Annotated in this window: 19 protein-coding genes; 5 read left to right on the forward strand and 14 right to left on the reverse strand. The window is 63.1% G+C overall.

The features are described 5' to 3' along the window. Positions 1 to 11 precede the first annotated feature (11 nt). From ECTOBSL9_RS01555 to ECTOBSL9_RS01565, 3 genes are all read left to right on the forward strand, one after another. A complete protein-coding gene (locus ECTOBSL9_RS01555) occupies positions 12 to 449 on the forward strand; it encodes a hypothetical protein (RefSeq protein WP_063463576.1) in 438 nt (145 codons plus the stop codon). 10 nt (positions 450 to 459) lie between these two features. Further along, positions 460 to 1,767: a DUF3422 family protein gene (locus tag ECTOBSL9_RS01560; protein ID WP_063463577.1), complete on the forward strand. Its 1,308-nt coding sequence runs from the start codon at positions 460 to 462 to the stop codon at positions 1,765 to 1,767. A 247-nt stretch (positions 1,768 to 2,014) separates the two neighbouring features. Then, positions 2,015 to 3,631 carry a methyl-accepting chemotaxis protein gene (locus ECTOBSL9_RS01565; RefSeq protein ID WP_063463578.1) on the forward strand — a complete coding sequence of 539 codons (1,617 nt, stop codon included), beginning with the start codon at positions 2,015 to 2,017 and terminating at the stop codon, positions 3,629 to 3,631. Between the two features lie 57 nt (positions 3,632 to 3,688). Here the strand turns inward: ECTOBSL9_RS01565 and ECTOBSL9_RS01570 are convergent, their stop codons facing one another. Genes ECTOBSL9_RS01570 through ECTOBSL9_RS01580 form a run of 3 tightly spaced genes read right to left on the reverse strand, consistent with a single transcriptional unit; the run spans position 3,689 to position 5,984 of the window. Beyond that, positions 3,689 to 4,078, reverse strand: a complete 390-nt coding sequence (locus ECTOBSL9_RS01570) for a CBS domain-containing protein (RefSeq protein WP_063463579.1) — start codon at positions 4,076 to 4,078, stop codon at positions 3,689 to 3,691. Positions 4,079 to 4,128: 50 nt separating this feature from the next. Continuing rightward, a complete protein-coding gene (locus ECTOBSL9_RS01575) occupies positions 4,129 to 4,476 on the reverse strand; it encodes a P-II family nitrogen regulator (RefSeq protein WP_025282367.1) in 348 nt (115 codons plus the stop codon). Further along, positions 4,473 to 5,984, reverse strand: coding sequence for a DUF1538 domain-containing protein (locus ECTOBSL9_RS01580; protein ID WP_063463580.1), 1,512 nt, complete (start codon positions 5,982 to 5,984; stop codon positions 4,473 to 4,475). The genes ECTOBSL9_RS01575 and ECTOBSL9_RS01580 overlap by 4 nt, the downstream gene beginning before the upstream one ends. Positions 5,985 to 6,159: 175 nt before the next feature. Here ECTOBSL9_RS01580 and nadC point away from each other — a divergent pair, with 175 nt between their 5' ends. After that, positions 6,160 to 7,002, forward strand: a complete 843-nt coding sequence (nadC, locus tag ECTOBSL9_RS01585) for a carboxylating nicotinate-nucleotide diphosphorylase (RefSeq protein WP_063463581.1) — start codon at positions 6,160 to 6,162, stop codon at positions 7,000 to 7,002. A gap of 54 nt (positions 7,003 to 7,056) precedes the next feature. On the opposite strand, the gene mazG is transcribed toward nadC, so the two are convergent. The 10 genes from mazG to ECTOBSL9_RS01635 form a co-directional block, all read right to left on the reverse strand. After that, on the reverse strand, positions 7,057 to 7,890 hold the full coding sequence (gene mazG / locus ECTOBSL9_RS01590) for a nucleoside triphosphate pyrophosphohydrolase (RefSeq protein ID WP_082829679.1): 834 nt from the start codon (positions 7,888 to 7,890) through the stop codon (positions 7,057 to 7,059). Positions 7,891 to 7,905: 15 nt separating this feature from the next. Then, entirely contained in the window at positions 7,906 to 8,472 is a 567-nt protein-coding gene (locus ECTOBSL9_RS01595; RefSeq protein ID WP_063463582.1) for a YfaZ family outer membrane protein, read from the reverse strand. Between the two features lie 55 nt (positions 8,473 to 8,527). After that, a complete protein-coding gene (mnhG, locus tag ECTOBSL9_RS01600; RefSeq protein ID WP_063463583.1) occupies positions 8,528 to 8,929 on the reverse strand; it encodes a monovalent cation/H(+) antiporter subunit G in 402 nt (133 codons plus the stop codon). Next, positions 8,922 to 9,197 carry a monovalent cation/H+ antiporter complex subunit F gene (locus ECTOBSL9_RS01605; protein WP_063463584.1) on the reverse strand — a complete coding sequence of 92 codons (276 nt, stop codon included), beginning with the start codon at positions 9,195 to 9,197 and terminating at the stop codon, positions 8,922 to 8,924. The genes mnhG and ECTOBSL9_RS01605 overlap by 8 nt, the downstream gene beginning before the upstream one ends. A 54-nt stretch (positions 9,198 to 9,251) precedes the next feature. Next, entirely contained in the window at positions 9,252 to 9,728 is a 477-nt protein-coding gene (locus ECTOBSL9_RS01610; protein WP_063463585.1) for a Na+/H+ antiporter subunit E, read from the reverse strand. After that, positions 9,725 to 11,224: a Na+/H+ antiporter subunit D gene (locus tag ECTOBSL9_RS01615; RefSeq protein WP_063463586.1), complete on the reverse strand. Its 1,500-nt coding sequence runs from the start codon at positions 11,222 to 11,224 to the stop codon at positions 9,725 to 9,727. Before ECTOBSL9_RS01615 ends, ECTOBSL9_RS01610 begins: the two co-directional genes overlap by 4 nt. Next, positions 11,221 to 11,568 (reverse strand): Na+/H+ antiporter subunit C, encoded by a 348-nt coding sequence (locus tag ECTOBSL9_RS01620; RefSeq protein ID WP_063463587.1) that lies wholly within the window; start codon positions 11,566 to 11,568, stop codon positions 11,221 to 11,223. Before ECTOBSL9_RS01620 ends, ECTOBSL9_RS01615 begins: the two co-directional genes overlap by 4 nt. Positions 11,569 to 11,671: 103 nt before the next feature. Beyond that, the gene (locus ECTOBSL9_RS01625) at positions 11,672 to 12,109 is read right to left on the reverse strand and encodes a Na+/H+ antiporter subunit B (protein WP_063463588.1); all 438 of its coding nucleotides are present in this window, start codon (positions 12,107 to 12,109) and stop codon (positions 11,672 to 11,674) included. Then, positions 12,106 to 14,409, reverse strand: a complete 2,304-nt coding sequence (locus ECTOBSL9_RS01630; RefSeq protein ID WP_063463589.1) for a putative monovalent cation/H+ antiporter subunit A — start codon at positions 14,407 to 14,409, stop codon at positions 12,106 to 12,108. Before ECTOBSL9_RS01630 ends, ECTOBSL9_RS01625 begins: the two co-directional genes overlap by 4 nt. Before the next feature lie 268 nt (positions 14,410 to 14,677). Next, positions 14,678 to 15,364 (reverse strand): TIGR04211 family SH3 domain-containing protein, encoded by a 687-nt coding sequence (locus ECTOBSL9_RS01635; RefSeq protein WP_082830023.1) that lies wholly within the window; start codon positions 15,362 to 15,364, stop codon positions 14,678 to 14,680. Positions 15,365 to 15,451: 87 nt separating this feature from the next. Between ECTOBSL9_RS01635 and ECTOBSL9_RS01640 the strand changes: the two genes are divergently transcribed. Further along, complete coding sequence (locus ECTOBSL9_RS01640) at positions 15,452 to 15,883, forward strand: rhodanese-like domain-containing protein (protein WP_063463591.1); 432 nt, start codon at positions 15,452 to 15,454, stop codon at positions 15,881 to 15,883. A 6-nt stretch (positions 15,884 to 15,889) separates the two neighbouring features. Here ECTOBSL9_RS01640 and ECTOBSL9_RS01645 read toward each other — a convergent pair whose 3' ends face one another. Then, on the reverse strand, positions 15,890 to 17,389 hold the full coding sequence (locus ECTOBSL9_RS01645; RefSeq protein ID WP_156500014.1) for a hypothetical protein: 1,500 nt from the start codon (positions 17,387 to 17,389) through the stop codon (positions 15,890 to 15,892). Positions 17,390 to 17,522: the final 133 nt, after the last annotated feature.

The following is a 17,522-nucleotide window of genomic DNA, read 5'->3' on the forward strand; positions in this document are numbered from 1 at the left end:
CATCACATCCCATGAAGCTGCAACAGCTTTCCGTTTTTCTGGAAAATCGCCCGGGACACCTGGCCGAACCGCTGGAACTCTTGTCCCGGCAGGGCATCAACCTGCTTAATCTCTCGCTGGCCGACACTGCCGAGTTCGGTATCCTGCGTATCATCGTGCGCGACTGGCAAAAGGCTGAGCAGGTCCTCAAGGACGCTGGCTGGGTGGTCAAGCTCACCGAGGTGGTGGCCGTTGACGTGGAAGATCGTCCCGGCGGCCTCGCCGAAGTGCTGCAGGCGGCTGGACGGGCGGAACTGAAGATCGAATACATGTACGCCTTCCCGCTGCGCCGCAATGACCGCGCGGCCTTGATCTTCCGATTCGAACAGCCAGATCGGGCCATCGAGCAACTGCAGAGTGCCGGCATTCACCTGATCGAGGCGGAAGAACTCTTCGCCGCCGTGGAATGATCCCAGGCCCATGAATCTGCCCTTCAAGGAACATGCGCTGCGCCGTGCCCTCAACGGTGAGTTGCACGCCCGCACCTTCGAGCCCACCCAGGCACCGGCGCGGGTGTCGCACCTGGCGTTTCTGTGCGGCGAACGGGGCAGTGGTATCAACACTCGCCATCTGCACCGTCTGCTGAAGCATTTCGGTGCCCCCATCCCGGAGCAGGTGGGGCAGTATCATGTGGCGAATCTGGGGGATATCCGGCTGCACTGGGAGCGGCACACGGAGTTTGTCACCTATACCTTCACTCACTGCGGCCCGTTCACACACCCTTTCGACGACCCGGTCATCGAGCGCCTGCCGAACAACTGGCTGGAGAACTCCCCTGGTGAGTTGATTGCCGCCGTTTCACTGGCCATGGAGTCTGCCGACATGCCCGAGCGCAGCCTGGAGGAAATCTCCGGGTTGTTTGGTGGCAATATCCTCATCGGTTCCGAGGTGGTGGGGGGCAAGGGCCGGGCCTGGTCGGACCTGCGTATCCATCCGGATGGCTTTGCCCGGATCCTGCTGCGCAACGACAACCTCACCGATGCACAGGCCGGGCGGCTGATCAAGCGCATCCTGGAAGTGAGCGCCTATCGGGCCATGTCACTCATGGGACTGCCCATGGCCCGCAAGGCCAGCCGCTCCCTGGGCACCGCCGACCGTCGTCTGGCCGAGCTGGCGGCCCGCATGACCGAACAGAACAGCCACGACTCCGGCGAAACCCAGGGGGAACTGCTGGCGGACCTCACCCATCTGGCCGCCCAGATCGAGGCCGTGGCCGCCCAGACCACCTACCGGTTCGAGGCCTCCCGGGCCTATTACCGGGTGGTACAGCAGCGTCTTCAACAATTGCGTCAGCAGCGTATCGAGGGATTGCAGACCTTCACGGAATTTCTCGAGGCCCGCCTGGCACCGGCCGTGGCCACCTGCGAATCGGTGGGTGACCGGCAGCGAGGGCTGGCTGAGCGGGCGGCGCGTCTGACCGCCTTGCTGAGGGCCCGGGTGGAGGTGAGCCTGCAGGCCCAGAACCGCAACCTGCTGGAATCCATGGACCGTCGTGCCAGCCTGCAATTGCGGCTGCAGGATACCGTGGAGGGACTGTCAGTGATTGCCATCAGCTACTACGGTGTGGGTCTGGTGGGTTATGCCCTCAAGGGACTGGAGAGCCAGGGCTTGCCCATCAGCCCGGCCCTGGGGATGGGCCTGGCCACGCCGGTGGTGGTCTTCAGTGCCTGGATGTTCCTGCAACGGGTGAAGCGGCGCATCCTCGGGGACGAAAAGAGCGAACACTGAGGCGTCGTTGCCAGGATCAACGCCCCGGCGGAAGGTTGACCCCCATCAACGGCGCCCACCTGTCGTACGTGACATGATATTCAGCGCAGCACGGCCCGCCATGCGCAAAGGGAACCCCTTATCGGCCCAAACAGCCGGCGCATCCATCAGGGATGGATGACGATCAAGTTAAGCCTGTCACTGCCGATATACTGAGCCGGACACGAAAGAATCCTGCCAAGGGTCTGGCAGCCAACGGGGAATCGCAATGCGACGTATTTCAGACCTGCCGATCTGGGTCCGCCTGGTAGGTGCCATGTGGTTGATACTCCTGCCCGCCTGGGCCGGCATGATCCTGTGGGCCATCCATGAGCAGCGCAGTACCGCCATCGAACAGGCCGAAGGCTTCTCGTCCACCATTCACGAGATGACCATGGCAGGCCTGACCACCATGATGATCACCGGCACCACCCATCGGCGGGAGGAATTCCTCGAGCAGATCGTCGAACTCCAGAGTGTTACCGACCTTCGCGTCCTGCGTGGCGAGCCGGTCTCGCGGCAGTATGGGGAGGGCACGGAACACGAACGCCCGCAGGACGCGGTGGAGCGACGGGTGCTGGAGACCGGCGAGCCCCACATCCGGCTGGCGGACGACCGCAGCACGCTGCGCGCCGTGCTTCCCGTTTACAACGAGCGTGAATACCTGGGCAAGAACTGCACCTCCTGCCATGCCCTGGCCGCGGAGGGAGACGTGCTCGGTGCCACCAGCATGCAGATCCGCCTGGACGATGTGAACGCCGCCGTACACCGCTTTGGCTGGAGCATCACCCTGCTGGCCATCCTGGTGAGCATCCCGGTGCTGGTATTCCTGTTCCTGTTCGTGCGCCGATTCGTCACGCGCCCCCTCAACGACATGACCCGGGGGCTCAAGGGTATCGCCGAGGGGGATGGCGATCTCTCCCATCGCCTGCAGGTCAGGGGCAATGATGAGATCGGTGAGGCCTCCCAGGCCTTCAACGCCATGATGGACAACTTCCGCGACCTGATCAGCCGGGTGCTGGACTCCACCGCGCATCTGGCCCGGGCGGCCTCGGACCTGGCGGCCATCACCGAGCGCACCGACGCCGGTGTGAGCCGACAGCGCTCCGAGGTGGACCAGTTGGCCACCGCGATGAACGAGATGAATGCCACGGCCCAGGAGGTGGCGCGCAGCGCCCAGCAGGGCGCCGATGCCACCCGTGACGCCCATGGCTCAGCCATGGCCGGCAAAAATGTGGTGGCCGGCACCATGGATCGCATCGAAAAACTGGCCGAAGAGGTGCAGCGGGCCGCCGACGTCATCCGCGACCTGGACAAGGACAGCGAGCAGATCGGCAAGGTGCTGGACGTGATCCGGGGCATTGCCGAACAGACCAACCTGCTGGCCCTGAATGCCGCCATCGAGGCCGCCCGGGCCGGCGAGGCCGGGCGCGGATTCGCGGTGGTGGCCGACGAGGTGCGCTCACTGGCCACCCGCACTCAGAGTTCCACCCAGGAGATTCAGGAGATGATCGAGCGCCTGCAACAAACCAGCCAGCGCGCCGTGGTGGTGATGGAGGAGAGTCAGCAATATGCCCAGTCCAGCCGTGACAGCGCTGCTGAGGCGGGTCACTCCCTGGACTCCATCACCCAGGCGGTGAGCACCATCAACGACGTGAATACGCAGGTGGCCAGTTCAGCCGAAGAGCAGAGCGCCGTGGCCGAGGAGATGAACCGGAACGTGACCAGCATCTCCGATGCCGCCGAGGAGAACGCCCAGGGCGCACGGGAAACCACCCACGCCTCCGAGCAACTCTCCCGACTGGCCAACGAGCTTCAGGATCTGGTGGGCCGCTTCAAGGTGTGAGAACACCGCGACCCCGTACCCGTCACCCTGGGGTGGACACGCCACCCCAGGGTTTTTTTAATGCTCCGACATCTCCACAATGGCGGAAACGATGTCGTTCATGGTGACCAGGCCGGCCAGTTCGTTATTGTTCAGCACGACAATGCGACGGATGCGCTGCAGCACCATCAATCTCGCCACATGCTTCACTTCCATCTCCGCCGGCACGGTGATGACAGGTTTCGAGCACACGTCGTAGACATTGATGAGGTCAATGTCCCCCTCCTCCGCGACGATGGTGCGCAGGATGGTGGTGTAGGTGATGATCCCATAGGCGTCATGGGAGTGTTGCTTGTTCACCACCAGGGACTTGACCCGATGGCGTTTCATTTCCTGCATGGCCTCGCGGATGGTGGCGAGCGGGGAAATCGTCGCCACGTTCTTGACCATGAGATCTTTAACCAGCATGGATAACCTCTGGGTAGTGTGAAAGGACGGCCCTGGGGCGACGGTCAGGTCTACAGGTCGTCCTTGATGCGTTCCTCAAAGCGCTCCACCTGACTCAGATCGATCCCCGCGATATGCTCCAGGGGCACCGTGAAGACCACGCCATGGGAGTGGGATTTCAGCTCCAGCTCATCGCGCAGGGCCTTCATCACAGCCAGGGAGAGCTTTTTCTCCAGTACAAAGACGAGCGCCGACTGACTGCCTTCATAGGTCAGCCCGAAGAAGGTCTTCTTCTCCTTGCCGCCGATACCGCGGGCATCGAGGATGGTCACGCCCCCCGCCCCCGCCTTGCGAGCCACGTCAATGGCCTTCTCTTCCAGATTGTCGGCCAGGATGGCCACCAGTACGGCAAACTTCATGACGGTTGCTGCCTCCAGCGATTGGCAAGTTCAACGGCAATAGCATAGAGCATGACACTGATGATCGGGAAGATCGAGGCAAAGGCGATCAGACCAAAGCCATCGATGAGCACATTGCGGTCCTCAATGTGGGTGGCCAGGCCAATGCCCAGGGCGGTCACCAGGGGCACGGTCACCTCAGAGGTGGTCACCCCCCCCAGGTCGTAGGCCAGGGCGACGATGTAGCGGGGCGCCAGCATGGTGAGGAGGATCACCACCGCGTACCCGCCCATGATGTAGTAATGGATGGAGTCACCGACGATGATCCGGTGCACGCCAATCGTGATCCCCACGGCCACACCCATGGCCACCAGCAGGCGGATGGTATTGCCATTGAGCTTGCCCTTGCCCGCCTCCTGTGCCTTCTGACCAATGGCGATCAGGGCCGGCTCGGCCATGGTGGTGGCAAACCCGATACTGAAGGCAAACAGATAGACGAACAGGAAGCCATCCAGGGTGATCAGCTGTTCCGCCATGCTGCGACCGATGGGGAACAGACCCAGCTTCAGGCCCACCACAAAGGCATACAGGCCGAAGATGACCAGAACAAAACCGCCCATCACCTTGTGCACATGGGCGATGCCCTTGCGGATCACCAGGTACTGGAAGACCAGGACCACCGCAATGATGGGCAACACATCACGAAACATCACCAGCAGGTCCGTGAGCATGCCCAGCAACACGCTGCCACCTACCCGGCTGACCACTTCGTCTTCCACTGCCTCGGCCAGGGGGGCTGCCCCCCGGACCATCTCCGGGTCCCCCAGGGTATACACCACGATGCCGTAGAGTTGCACGGCAATCATCGGCACCATCACCGCCAGCCCCACCAGGCCGAAGCCGTGGGTGAGTGCGTTGCGTCCGCGAATGGAGACGGCAAGCCCGATGCCCAGGGCGGCGATCAGCGGTACGGTGACGATATTGGTGGTCACGCCCCCCGAATCGTAGGCCAGACCGACGATCTCTTCGGGCGCGAAGAAGGTGATGATCACCACCAGCAGATAGCCAATGATCATGTACCAGTGCAGGCTGTGCCCGAGGATGATACGCACGATCCCCAGCGCCACCACCGCCCCCACGGATACCGCCACCAGCAAGCGCAGCACCAGGGCGCTGATGTGGCCACCACTGATCATCTCCGCCTGACTGGCCACCGCGATCAGTGCCGGTTCGGCGACCACTGCCGCAAAGCCCAGGCAGAAGCCAAAAATCATCAGCCAGGCCAGGGAGCCCTTCTTGGCAAACTCATTGGAGAGGTTCTTGCCGATGGGGAAGATCCCCATCTCCAGCCCCTGGAGGAACAGGGCCACACCCACCACCACGATCAGCAGGCCCACGGCCATGGGGAGCCAGCCTTCGGGCACCTGCTGCATGACGGCAAACTGGAAGATGCCTACCACAATGATGATGGGCAGCAGGTTCCGGAAGGAGTGCTTGAGAAGTTCGTAGAATTCCTTGATCTGATTCAAGAGGCTGCGCTTTGGAAACGTGGGTTATTGTGTGTTGTTGTACCGCATGGGATTTCCCCTGCCGAGCATACTGTAATTGCATGGCCCAACTCCATGCTGCACCTGCACGGACGCCTTGCAGGCTCCGTGCTTTGCGTTATGCTCACCCCCCCATCCTTGTATGACTGCCCAAGCCATGACACTGCCTGTATCCGACCGAGCCATCCGCGAATCTGTCCGCATCGCCCTCGCCGAGGACGTCGGTCCCGGGGATCTGACCGCGCAACTCGTCCCGGAGAACGCCACCTGCCGCGCCCACGTGATCTGCAAGGAGACAGCCATCCTCTGTGGTCAGGCGTGGTTCGATGCCACGTTTGCGGCGCTTGATGGCGACGTCAGGGTGCAGTGGCAGGTGGCGGATGGCGACAATATCCCCGCCGGCACCCGCCTGTGCACGGTCTCGGGCCCCTCCCGGGCCATCCTCACCGGCGAGCGCACGGCCCTCAACTTTCTGCAGACCCTCTCGGCCACCGCCACCCGTACCCGCGAGTATGTGGAAGCGATAGCCGGCACCCGGGCGCATATCCTGGACACGCGCAAGACCCTGCCGGGGCTGCGACTGGCCCAGAAGTACGCCGTGACCTGTGGGGGCGGTCACAACCATCGTCTGGGGCTTTATGACGCCGTGCTGATCAAGGAAAACCACATCATGGCCGCCGGCTCCATCGCCGCGGCCGTGGCACGGGCCCGGGATCTGGGGGAGCAGGTCCCGGTGGAGGTGGAAACCGAGACCCTGGACGAGGTGCGCCAGGCCCTGGAGGCTGGCGCCGACATCATCATGCTGGACGATTTCACCCTGGACGGCATGAAAGAGGCCGTGGCCCTGGTGAACGGTGCCTGCCTGCTGGAGGCCTCCGGCGGCGTGGACCTGAACAGCATCCGGGCCATCGCTGCCACCGGGGTGGACCGGATCTCCATCGGCGGGCTGACCAAGCATGTGCAGGCGGTGGATCTGTCGCTGCGTCTGGAGGGGGAGTAGTGCAAAAAGGGGACAGACCCCTTTTATGCAAAAGGGGTCTGTCCCCTTTTTGCACTACTCCTGCCCCTTCGCCCGCTCCCACAACTCGTCCAGAACCTCCAGCGGCTGATCTTCCACCGCGCGCCCCTGCCCGGCCAGGGTCTGCTCGATGAACCGAAAGCGGGACTCGAACTTGCGATTGGTGCGCCTCAGGGCGGCCTCGGGGTCCACCTTCAAATGACGGGCCAGGTTGGTCACGGCGAACAACAGATCCCCGACTTCGTCCTCCAGGCGATCGTGCCCTGCCCCCACGGCCATCTCATGGCGCACCTCTTCCAGTTCCTCGTGGATCTTGTCCAGTACCGGCGCCGGGTTGTCCCAGTCAAACCCTACCCGCGCGGCACGCTTCTGCATCTTGACCGCACGACTCAGGCCCGGCAGGGTGCGGGCGATGCCGTCCATCTGGCTGGGCAGGGCCCTGGCATCGTTGCCATCAGCGGGCGCACCCTGGCCCGCGGCACGTTCCCGGGCCTTTTCCGCCTCCCAGGCGGCATGCTGGGCCTCTTCGGACTCGAACCGGGTGTCGCCAAAGACATGGGGGTGGCGCCGCACCAGTTTCTCTGCCAGCGTGGCGGCCACGTCGTGGAAATCGAACCGGCCCTCTTCCTGGGCCATGCGTGAATGAAACACCACCTGCAGCAGCAGGTCACCCAGTTCACTGCGCAGTTCATCGAAGTCCCGACGCTCGATGGCATCGGCCACTTCAAAGGCCTCTTCCAGGGTGTGGGGGACGATGGAGTCGAACGTCTGTTTCAGATCCCAGGCACAACCCCGTTGCGGATCCCGAAGGCGGGCCATGATGGCCAGCACTTCATCCATGGAGCCGACCTGGCGGGGTGTATCCGGCATGGCAGCGGGTCAGTGTCAGAAGTTGAACCGAACCCCGAAATGGACGTGCTCGTCCATCTTGTAATCGCGCCGCCGGTCCATGTCGGCTTCGAGATAGCGATAGCCGATGAAACCACGGGCACCCGGCGTGACCTCCAGTTCGTAACGCACCGAAGCATCCAGCAGATCCCGGGCATCGCCGAAGGTGGTCACACGCGGACCGTAGTAAGCCTCGGCAGCCAGATACATGGGCATGTTGGCAGGGATGGTGTAACGCACCTCACCGCCCAGGGCCACGGACTGGAAACGATCATCCGGCGTGTCGATGAAGCCGAAGTAGGCCTTCCCACCCACACCGAAGGTCAGGGGTTGTTCGCCGGCGGGCACACCGACCACGTTGAGACCCGTGGTCAGCATGTAGTCACTGTCGTCGTTGAAAAAGACCCCGAAGGAAAGATCCGCCCCGCCGAAACCAATCGCGCTGGAATCCGTGATGAAGGTGAACTGGGCCGTGTCCTTGCTCAGATAGGCATCCAGGGTATTGGCGCCGGCCACGGGCGCAAGCCCAACGAGCACGGCGGCCGTCAGCACTCTGAGTTGCATAGTCATTCCTCGGCAATCGATGAAGGCGCCGCAGACAGGCGGCACCCAGGGTGATTCAGTCGGCCTTGTCTTTACCGGGTTGATCGTCCGAATGGACCTCACCGGGCGAGAGCAATACCTGATTCTGGGCATCGTAGCGGTCCTTGAGTTCGTCCTTGAGGGTCTTGGACCACATGGGCACACCTACAAAGTACCCGGCTCGCCCGATCAGATGTGCCGCAATGGGGGCGGTGAGCACGATGAAGATGATGATCGCCGCCGCCCGCGCCGCCACGGCCACGTCACCGAAGAACTCCAGGCCCACAGCGATGACCATCAGGCCGCCGCCCAGGGCGCCGGCCTTGGTGGTGGCGTGCAGACGCATGGGCAGATCAGGCATGCGCAACAATCCCAGGGCTGCCACGAACATGAAGCCGGCCCCGACCAACAGAAACAGGCTTACCACCAGATCAGTCATGATGAACCCCTCCCCCCTTGGTGATCAGGCGAGCGAACGCAACGGCCGCCAGGAATGCCGTGAGCGCCAGCACCATGGCCACGTCAAGGAAAGCGGTCACGCCACTGGACAGGGTATAAATCGCGATAAAGCCCACCGTGAGGGTAGCGATCATCTCCAGGGCCACCACCCGGTCGGGCAGACTCGGACCGATCACGAGCCGCACGAAGGTCAGCCCCAGAGCGATACTCAGGATCACGTAGGACACAAAGATGGAGACCTCAAGCATGGTAGACCCCCAGGGAATGGCATTGAGCGGGCAAGGCCGTCATGGTTGCACGGATCATCTGAGCACCTCCAGTGCGCGGTGTTCCAGGTAGCGCAGACTCTTGACCACTTCGGCCTCGTCATCCAGGTACATCACGTGAATGTACAGCACCTTGCGGTCGCTGGAGACATCCAGGCTCAGGGTGCCCGGTGTCAAGGAGATCAGGTTGGCGACGATGGTGATCTCGCCATCGGTCCTGGCCTCCAGGGGAAAGGCGATCACGCCCGGCTTCATGTAGTACGTGGGGGTCAGCACATCATAGGCCACCTTCAGGTTGGAGAGGATCAACTCCCACAGGAAGAAGACGATGAATCGGATCGTCCTGGGCACCTTGGTGGCATAGTTGGCGAAGGCCGGAATCCCGCGCAGGGCATAGGCAAGCACCAGATAGCCCAGCGCCAGGCCAATGAAAAGGTTGGTGCCGGTGAAGCTGCCGGTGAACCCCATCCACAGCATGGCCAGCAGGATATTCCACGCCAGTGGTCCAATCATGACCGATCCCCCAATACCGCCTCAATGTAGATCTGCGGATCCAGCAATTGATGCGCCGCCTGCTCTGCAATCAGATAGATGGGCTGGGCGCCGAATCCAATGAACACCGTCATGGCGGCCATCACGGCGATGGTGCCGTACATGACGCCGGTCCCCTTGGGCCCGGGAGCCGGACGGTCCGCATACTCCTCGGGCTGCGCCTTCCAGAAGACTTCAGCCCAGATCTTGATCATGGAGTACAGCGTCAGCAGGCCCACCAGCAGCGCCACGAACACGATCCACCAGGATTCGGCCTCCACGCCGGCCCGGATGAGGATGAACTTGGCGAAAAATCCCGACAGCGGCGGGATACCCGCCAGCGACAGGGCCGGCACCAGGAACAGCAGACCCAGGATGGGATGGCTGCGGTACATGCCCCCCAGTTCCTTGAGTTCGTAAGTGCCCTTGAGGCGATACACCAGGCCACTGACCAGGAACAGATTCGCCTTCACGATGATGTGGTGCATGATGTAGAAGACACCGCCCACCAGGGCCAGCGGCGTAAACAGCGCCAGCCCCATGATCATGTAGCCGATCTGGCTGATGATGTGGAACGACAGGATCCGCCGGAACTCATACTGGGCCGCCGCACCAAGCACGCCGGTGAGCATGGTGGCCCCCGCCACCCACAGCAGGATCTCATGGGTGTAGCCCACATCCTGGGTGAAGATCAGCGTGAACACCCGGAACAGCGCGTACACCCCCACCTTGGTGAGCAGGGCCGCGAACAGGGCCGAGACCGCCACCTGGGGTGTGTGATAGGAGGCCGGCAACCAGAAGAAGAACGGGAAGGCACCCGCCTTGATGCCGAAGGAGACCAGGAACATCATCGCGATCACGGTGATGAGCCCCGTATCCTCCACGTCTGCCAGCTTGTCGGCGATGTCTGCCATGTTCAGGGTGCCGGTCAGGCCGTAGAGCAGGCCGATACCCGACAGGAAGATGGCGGACGACACCAGGTTCAGCGTGACGTACTTGATGGCGCCTTCCATCTGCGCGCGCTCGCCCCCGAGGATGAGCAGCGCGAACGACGCCACCAGCATCACCTCGAACCAGACATACATATTGAAAATGTCACCGGTGAGGAAGGCGCCATTCACGCCCGCCAGCAACAGGTGCAGCAGCGGATAGTAGCCGTAGTGCTCATGACGCTTGCTGATGGCCGTGAGCGAGTACACCGCCGTGGCCAGACCACTGATGGCCGCCAGCACCACCATGATGGCACCCAGCAGATCCGACACCAGCACAATGCCGAACGGGGCCTGCCAGTTACCCATGTGCATGACCAGCACGCCATCACGCCAGGTGGCCAGCAGCAACCAGACCGCTGCAGCCAGCAGGGTGCCGGTGCCCAGCACGCCGATGACGCGCTGTGCAGTGCGATAGCGCCAAAGCGCCAGGGATATCGCACCAAATAACAGGGGTAAGACAACCGGGAGCGCGACCTCGGGCCTCATGTGTCAGTATCCTTCATCTGGTCCATATCGTCGGCTTCCACCACCTCATAGGCACGGTGGATGAGCACCACGGCGAATGCCAGCACGCCAAAACCGATCACGATGGCGGTGAGAATCAGGGCCTGGGCGAGCGGATCGGCCACCACACCCTCGGGTTGCATTGCCCCCAGTGGCACAAGTGGCGGCGCACCACGCAACATCCCCGCCTGAGTGAACAGCAACAGGTTGGCGCCATTGGAGAGCAGGATCAGCCCGATCACCAGCTTGACGATGGAGCGGCGCAACATCATATAGATGGCGGCGGCAAAAAGCCCCCCCACCACGAAGGCCATCAAGGTTTCCATGTGCGCCCCCTTGCCCCCAGGACGTGCCCGAGGGGGGCCGTCCGGTGCGACCGGCGTTGTGATTGCAATGCATGCATAGCGTTATGGATTAAGGCTCGGTTGTTCAGTCTTCGGCTTCGGCCAGCGTGAGCAGGATGAGCAGCACACTGCCCACCACCACCAGGTAGACGCCGATATCGAAGATCAGCGGCGTGCCCACCTTGATCTTGCCAAGGATCGGCATGGTGAACTCCAGCCATTGAGAGGTGAAGAAGGCCTGCCCCCTGAAGATGGCCGGTACCCCGGAAATCACACCGAACACCAGTCCCCAGCCCACCAGGTCCCGCGGGTCGGCATACAGCACCCGTTTGGCCTGATGGATGTCCTGGGCAAACATGTGTAGCGCGATGGCCGACGCGGCTACCAGGCCGGCGATGAAACCGCCGCCCGGCTCGTCATGCCCGCGTAACAGCAGGAACACCGAGAACATCAGCAGCAGCGGCAACAGCAACTGCGATGCCGACCTCAGTATCAGGGACTGGATATTGAGTTCACGGGTCATTTCCGGTTGTCCTCAGCACGCAGCTTGATCATGGCGTAGACACCCACCGCCGCCAGGGCCAGCACGACGATTTCGCCCAGGGTATCCAGGGCACGGAAGTCCACCAGGATGACGTTGACGATGTTGCGCCCGAAGCCCGAGGGTTCGCTCTCGCGGATGAAGTATTCCGAGATGCTCTCGGCATAGCGGGTGGACGACGCTGCCAGGGACAACAGGGCCATCATTGCCCCCACGGCCAGGGCCACTGCCGCGTCGCGGATGCGCAGCGCCTGGGGAGTCAGGTTGAGAAAGCCCGGCAAACGGAACAGCACCAGCACCAGCATGATGACCGTGAGGGTTTCCACCAGCACCTGGGTGATGCCCACGTCCGCCGCGCTGAACAGCACATAGATCAGCGCTACGGAAAATCCGACCGCCCCCAGGGAGGCCACTGCCCCCAGTCGGGAGTGGGTGGTCACCGACACCAGGGCCGCCAGCAACAGTACGGCGATGATGGCCAGCTCCTGGATGCGCACGCCAGCAAGACTCATCTGGATCTCCAGACCACCCGCGCGGGTGATGGCGAAGGTCACCAGGGCCACGGTAGACAGCAGGATGGTCAGCAGGTAGTAGCGCAGGTAACCGTTCTGCAGCACGCGGGTCTGCCATTCGGAGATCGACACCAGACCCTCCATGCTCTTGTCGTAGGCCCGCTCGGGCCCGAAGCGCTTGAGGTCATCCATGAAGCCGGTGGCAGTGCGGAAACGCTCCCAGTTGAAGTAGATGGTCAGGCCCAGCACCAGGCTCAGCACACTGAGCATCAGCGGCAGGTTGAAGCCATGCCAGAGGCTCAGGTAGGTCTCCACCGGACTGCCATAGACCGCCCCGGCCGCCGCCGACAGCAGGCCACGATCCACCATGGCCACGCCCACACCGAACAACAGCCCCAGGGAGGCCAGCACGGCGGGACCTGCCAGCATGGCCGGGGGCGCCTCATGGTGAGGCGTCTTGGGCGTTTCCACCCGCGGCCCCCAGTAGGGCTTGATACCCACCACAGCGGCCACAGCCACCACGAGGATGGCCGAGGCCACCGTCAGCAGGGACAACAGACCCGACAGGCTCGGGGCATCCAGGACGGCCTCAAAGAGAAGCTCCTTGGCCACGAACCCGAACATGGGAATCACCCCGCCCAGCGACAGGGCGGCGATGGCGGCAAAGGTGGCGGTAATGGGCAAGGCATGGCGCAAGCCACCCGTTTGCAGGAAGTCCTTGCAGCCTGCCTCGTGGTCCAGGATGCCGGCGATCAGGAACAGCGCGCCCTTGTACAGGGAGTGGGCCACCAGGAAGGCCATGGCGGCCATGATGGCGGTGTCCGTGCCCACGCCGATGAGCATGGTCAGCGTGCCCAGGGCCATCACCGTGGAGTAGGCCAGCACCTGCTTGACGCCCGTGGAGCGGATGGACATGAACACGCCGGTGAACATGGTGAGTGCGCCGAACACCCCCAGCAGGATCAGCCACAGGTCAGTAGCCCCCAGGGAGGGGTTCAGACGGGCCATCAGGTAGACACCGGCCTTGACCATGGTGGCCGAGTGCAGATAGGCGGATACCGGCGTGGGCGCCGCCATGGCGCGGGGCAACCAGAAGTGGAACGGCACCTGGGCCGACTTGGTGAAGCACCCCAGCAACACCAGCAGAACGATGGCCACGTACCAGCCATGATCCCGGAGGGCATCACCGGAAGAGAGGATTTCCGAGAGCTCGTAGCTGCCCGTGACCACCGCCATCATCACCAGACCGGTGAGCAGCGCCAGCCCGCCACCCACGGTGACGAACAGCCCCTGCAGGGCACTGCGCCGCGCCGTGGCGTCCTCGTGATTGAAGCCGATCAGCAGGTAGGAGGTGATGCTGGTCAGTTCCCAGAAGACGAAAAGGGAGATCAGGTTGTCGGACAGCACCAGGCCCAGCATGGAGGCCATGAAGGAAAGGATGAGCACATAGAACCGACCCAGATCCTTATGCCCTTCCAGGTAGCGCCCGGCATAGGCCACGATGAAGAAGCCGATCCCGGAGATCAGCAGGGCAAACAGCAGACTCAGGCCATCCACCAGGAACGAGAGCTGGATATCCAGCCCCGGCACCCAGGGATAACTGATGACAATGGATTCACCACTCCCCACCGCCGGCAGGAAAGAGAGGAAATAAAGGAATAGCGCAGCCGGCAGGATGGCCAGTACCCAGCCACTGTTCAGGCCGGTCTGACGATGGACCGCGGGGGCGACGGTGGCTAGCAGAAAACCGGATAGGATAGCGAGCAGCATGGCGATCTATTTCGGCGATGTGACGCGGTCCATAACGTTCAGACTGACAAGGACCCCGCGCCGCGACAATGGCTGTCTGCGGCTGCCTTTCTCCTTTCGGTTGCAGGTGTATGGATCATGTGCCCGGGAATTCCCCAACCCGATCCCACTGTGGACCGGGCGCCCAGCAGCCCGGGCAGGCTGCCCACTCAAGGTTGAAGATGCTAGAACATGTCCTAGATCAAAATCAATCGTTTTAATGCGCCGCATCAATGGCGAGAGGGGGTCATCAATCTATCCATCCCGACTGACGGCGCCGCAGGCGGACCCGGGTGAGCAGGATCCCCAGGATCAGACTGCCAATGGCCACGCCGCCGCCGTAGAGGAACCAGTTCAGACGCTCATCACCCCGCAACGCGCGGTTCTCATCCAGCAGATCGCTCACCCGCTGCTGCTCCTGGGACAGGCTCTGGCGCAGCTCCTCGTTCTCCCTGGCCGTCTCCAGGGGCTCGGCCGCCACCTCCCGCAGATTGTCCAGCTCCGCCTCCAGGTCGGCCACGAGCGCCGCCAGGGATTCCGCACGCTCGGATTCCTCATCCCGTTCATCACGCAATGCCTGGAGGCGGTCATTGAGCCCATCCCGCTCGGCAGCCAGCGACTGAACCCGATCACGGGCGTCCGACAACTGCTCCCGGGCGTGCGGCCTGTCCATGAGATAGCGAGTCTGCACCCAGCCTTCCGTGCCGCCGGAGGTACGGATCAACGTGTAATCCCCATCCTCATCAAGCACCGTGACCCGCGTGCCGCTGGACAGGAAGGTCAGGATACGGTGCTGCAGGGTCTGGCCGCGGCGAACATCCACTTCCAGTTCATCGCTGATATACGCGGTGGACTGAGCCATGGCAGGTGGCGAGACCACCAGCGTCAGGGATAAAGCCACGGCACAGACGGAACCAGCAAGCAAGGCGCGTTTCACGGAATCATCCTTCTGCATTGACCAAACACAAAATTCGTGGAGACTTGTCAGAGTCCAACATCATAACCATCACGGATCTTCCTGCCCATGCCCGATCAAGAACCCGCCAATCTTTCACCCCGGGAAGCCTACGACATGCTCCAGTCCGACCCCAAGGCCCTGCTGGTGGATATTCGCTCCAGCATGGAGTTCCTGTTCGTCGGGCATCCGGTCGGCGCCGTACACATCCCCTGGATGGACGAACCGGACTGGACCCTGAACCCCCGCTTTACCACGGAGGTACGCAAACTGCTCCTGGGAGGCGCCTCCGGGCAGCATCAGGGCGACGGCGGCGCGCCGGTCATCCTGATCTGCCGCAGCGGCAAGCGCTCCCTGGAGGCTGGTCGCGTCCTTCTGGAAGACGGCCTGCCCAGGGTTTTCCACGTGGGGGAGGGTTTCGAAGGCGACCTCAACGACAAGCACCAGCGTTCCAGCATGGGTGGCTGGCGCTACCACGGCCTGCCCTGGGAGCAGTGCTGAAGCCCATCAATCCCCTGGCCCGCCCTCTGGCGGCCTTTTCCCGCCCCCGGGGACGGCTTGGGGCGAATCCGGGGGGGGCGTGATCACGGCCAGGGGCTTCTCTGGCCCTGATCGGGACGCGCGCGCACGCTGCACGGTCCGCTCGATCCACACCGGGATGAAGATCCACAACTCGTAGATAGCCAGCAGCAGGCGGCCCAGCAGGGTCACACCCCAGGACAGCCAAAGCAGCAGTGCGGAAAGGATTTCCAGCAGGAAGACCGCCAGGGTTCCGGTCACCACACCCAGGGCCTGCATGAACATCTGCACCGGCACCGCCCCCAGGGAGAGGACGAAGGTGAGCAACAGACCCAGCAGCAGGAGCGTGAGCGTGGAGAGCCAATCCAGCGCCGGCAGCAGCATGTCCGGCTCTCCCTGCAGCAACAGCCCCATAGCGTCCTCCTGAGCCATGTAGAGCCCCCGACTGGCTGCCAGTGAGCCACTGAGCACGGCCACGGTCACCAGCACCACCATCCCCGCCAGATAAAAGCGACGCCTCACGCGGGGCTCAACACCACCAAAAGCCGGAATCATGCGGGTCACTTGCCGGGTCTCGCTCATCATGGCCCCGGCAAACACCGCCATGAAGATCAGCAGCGCCACTGCCAGCTGACTCAAGGCCACCCCACCCCCCGGGGGCAGACCGCCCAGCACCTCCCACATGGGGCGCTCCAGCAGGTGAAACAGCACCACACCACACAGAGCCAGCAACCCCAGGAGAAAACTGCTGAACACCAGCACCCCCGTGGAAGCCAGGGTGAGGCTGCGGGAAGGTACCCGCCCCTGCTGGAGGTGTTGAAAACGCATCACCACCTCGTCGATGCGGCGGGCGTGATCACGCACCCCCCGCACGGAGCGGTCCAGCTGACCCAGTTGATCACTCAACTCACGCCAGGCCGGCAGCAACCCCCGCAAGGCTTCAATGCGATCCCGACTGGCGCGGCGATATTCCTCCAGGGCGTCACGCGCCGAACGCGCCAGGGAGTCATGCATCTCTTCCAGCACCTGACTCACCCGCGGATCTCCCTTGGGCGGAGCCGCCGCCAGGGCATTGGCCGTGCGCACCCACGACGGCTCTTCAGGCACCTGGTCCTGGGCCGTGTGATAGTCCCGCTCCAGCTGACTGATCTGCTCATTGATGCGACGCTGCAGGGCCGGATACCCCCCCAGATCCCGGTTCACGCGGGCATGAATGGCCTGATACTCCTGTTCGAAGCGCCCCTCCAGACGCCGAGCCTCCACGCCGCGCAGGTAATCACGCCGCCACCGCTGCAACCTCTGCGCTCGCCGCCCAACGCCCCTGCCCGCATGGCGTAACAGGGATGACAGCATCCTGGCCAGTGCCCGAATGACCCGCTCGGCCTGCTCACGAGCCAGGTAGGCCAGCGGTATCAGGACCACCAGCCAGATAAAGATGGAAAGGCTCAAGCTGTCGGCCCAAAGGCCGATCAGTCCATCAGGACTCATGCAAAACTCCCAAATGCCCGTGTGTCGGAGTTGAGATCCGGTGACACCTTCGGGGCACGCTGTGATCGAATGGGCCCCGATTATGGGGCATCAGGGCGCCGCTTGGGCAGTCTCTAAAGTTTTCTCCCACCAT

Source organism: Ectothiorhodospira sp. BSL-9 (assembly GCF_001632845.1).
Lineage (GTDB): Bacteria > Pseudomonadota > Gammaproteobacteria > Ectothiorhodospirales > Ectothiorhodospiraceae > Ectothiorhodospira.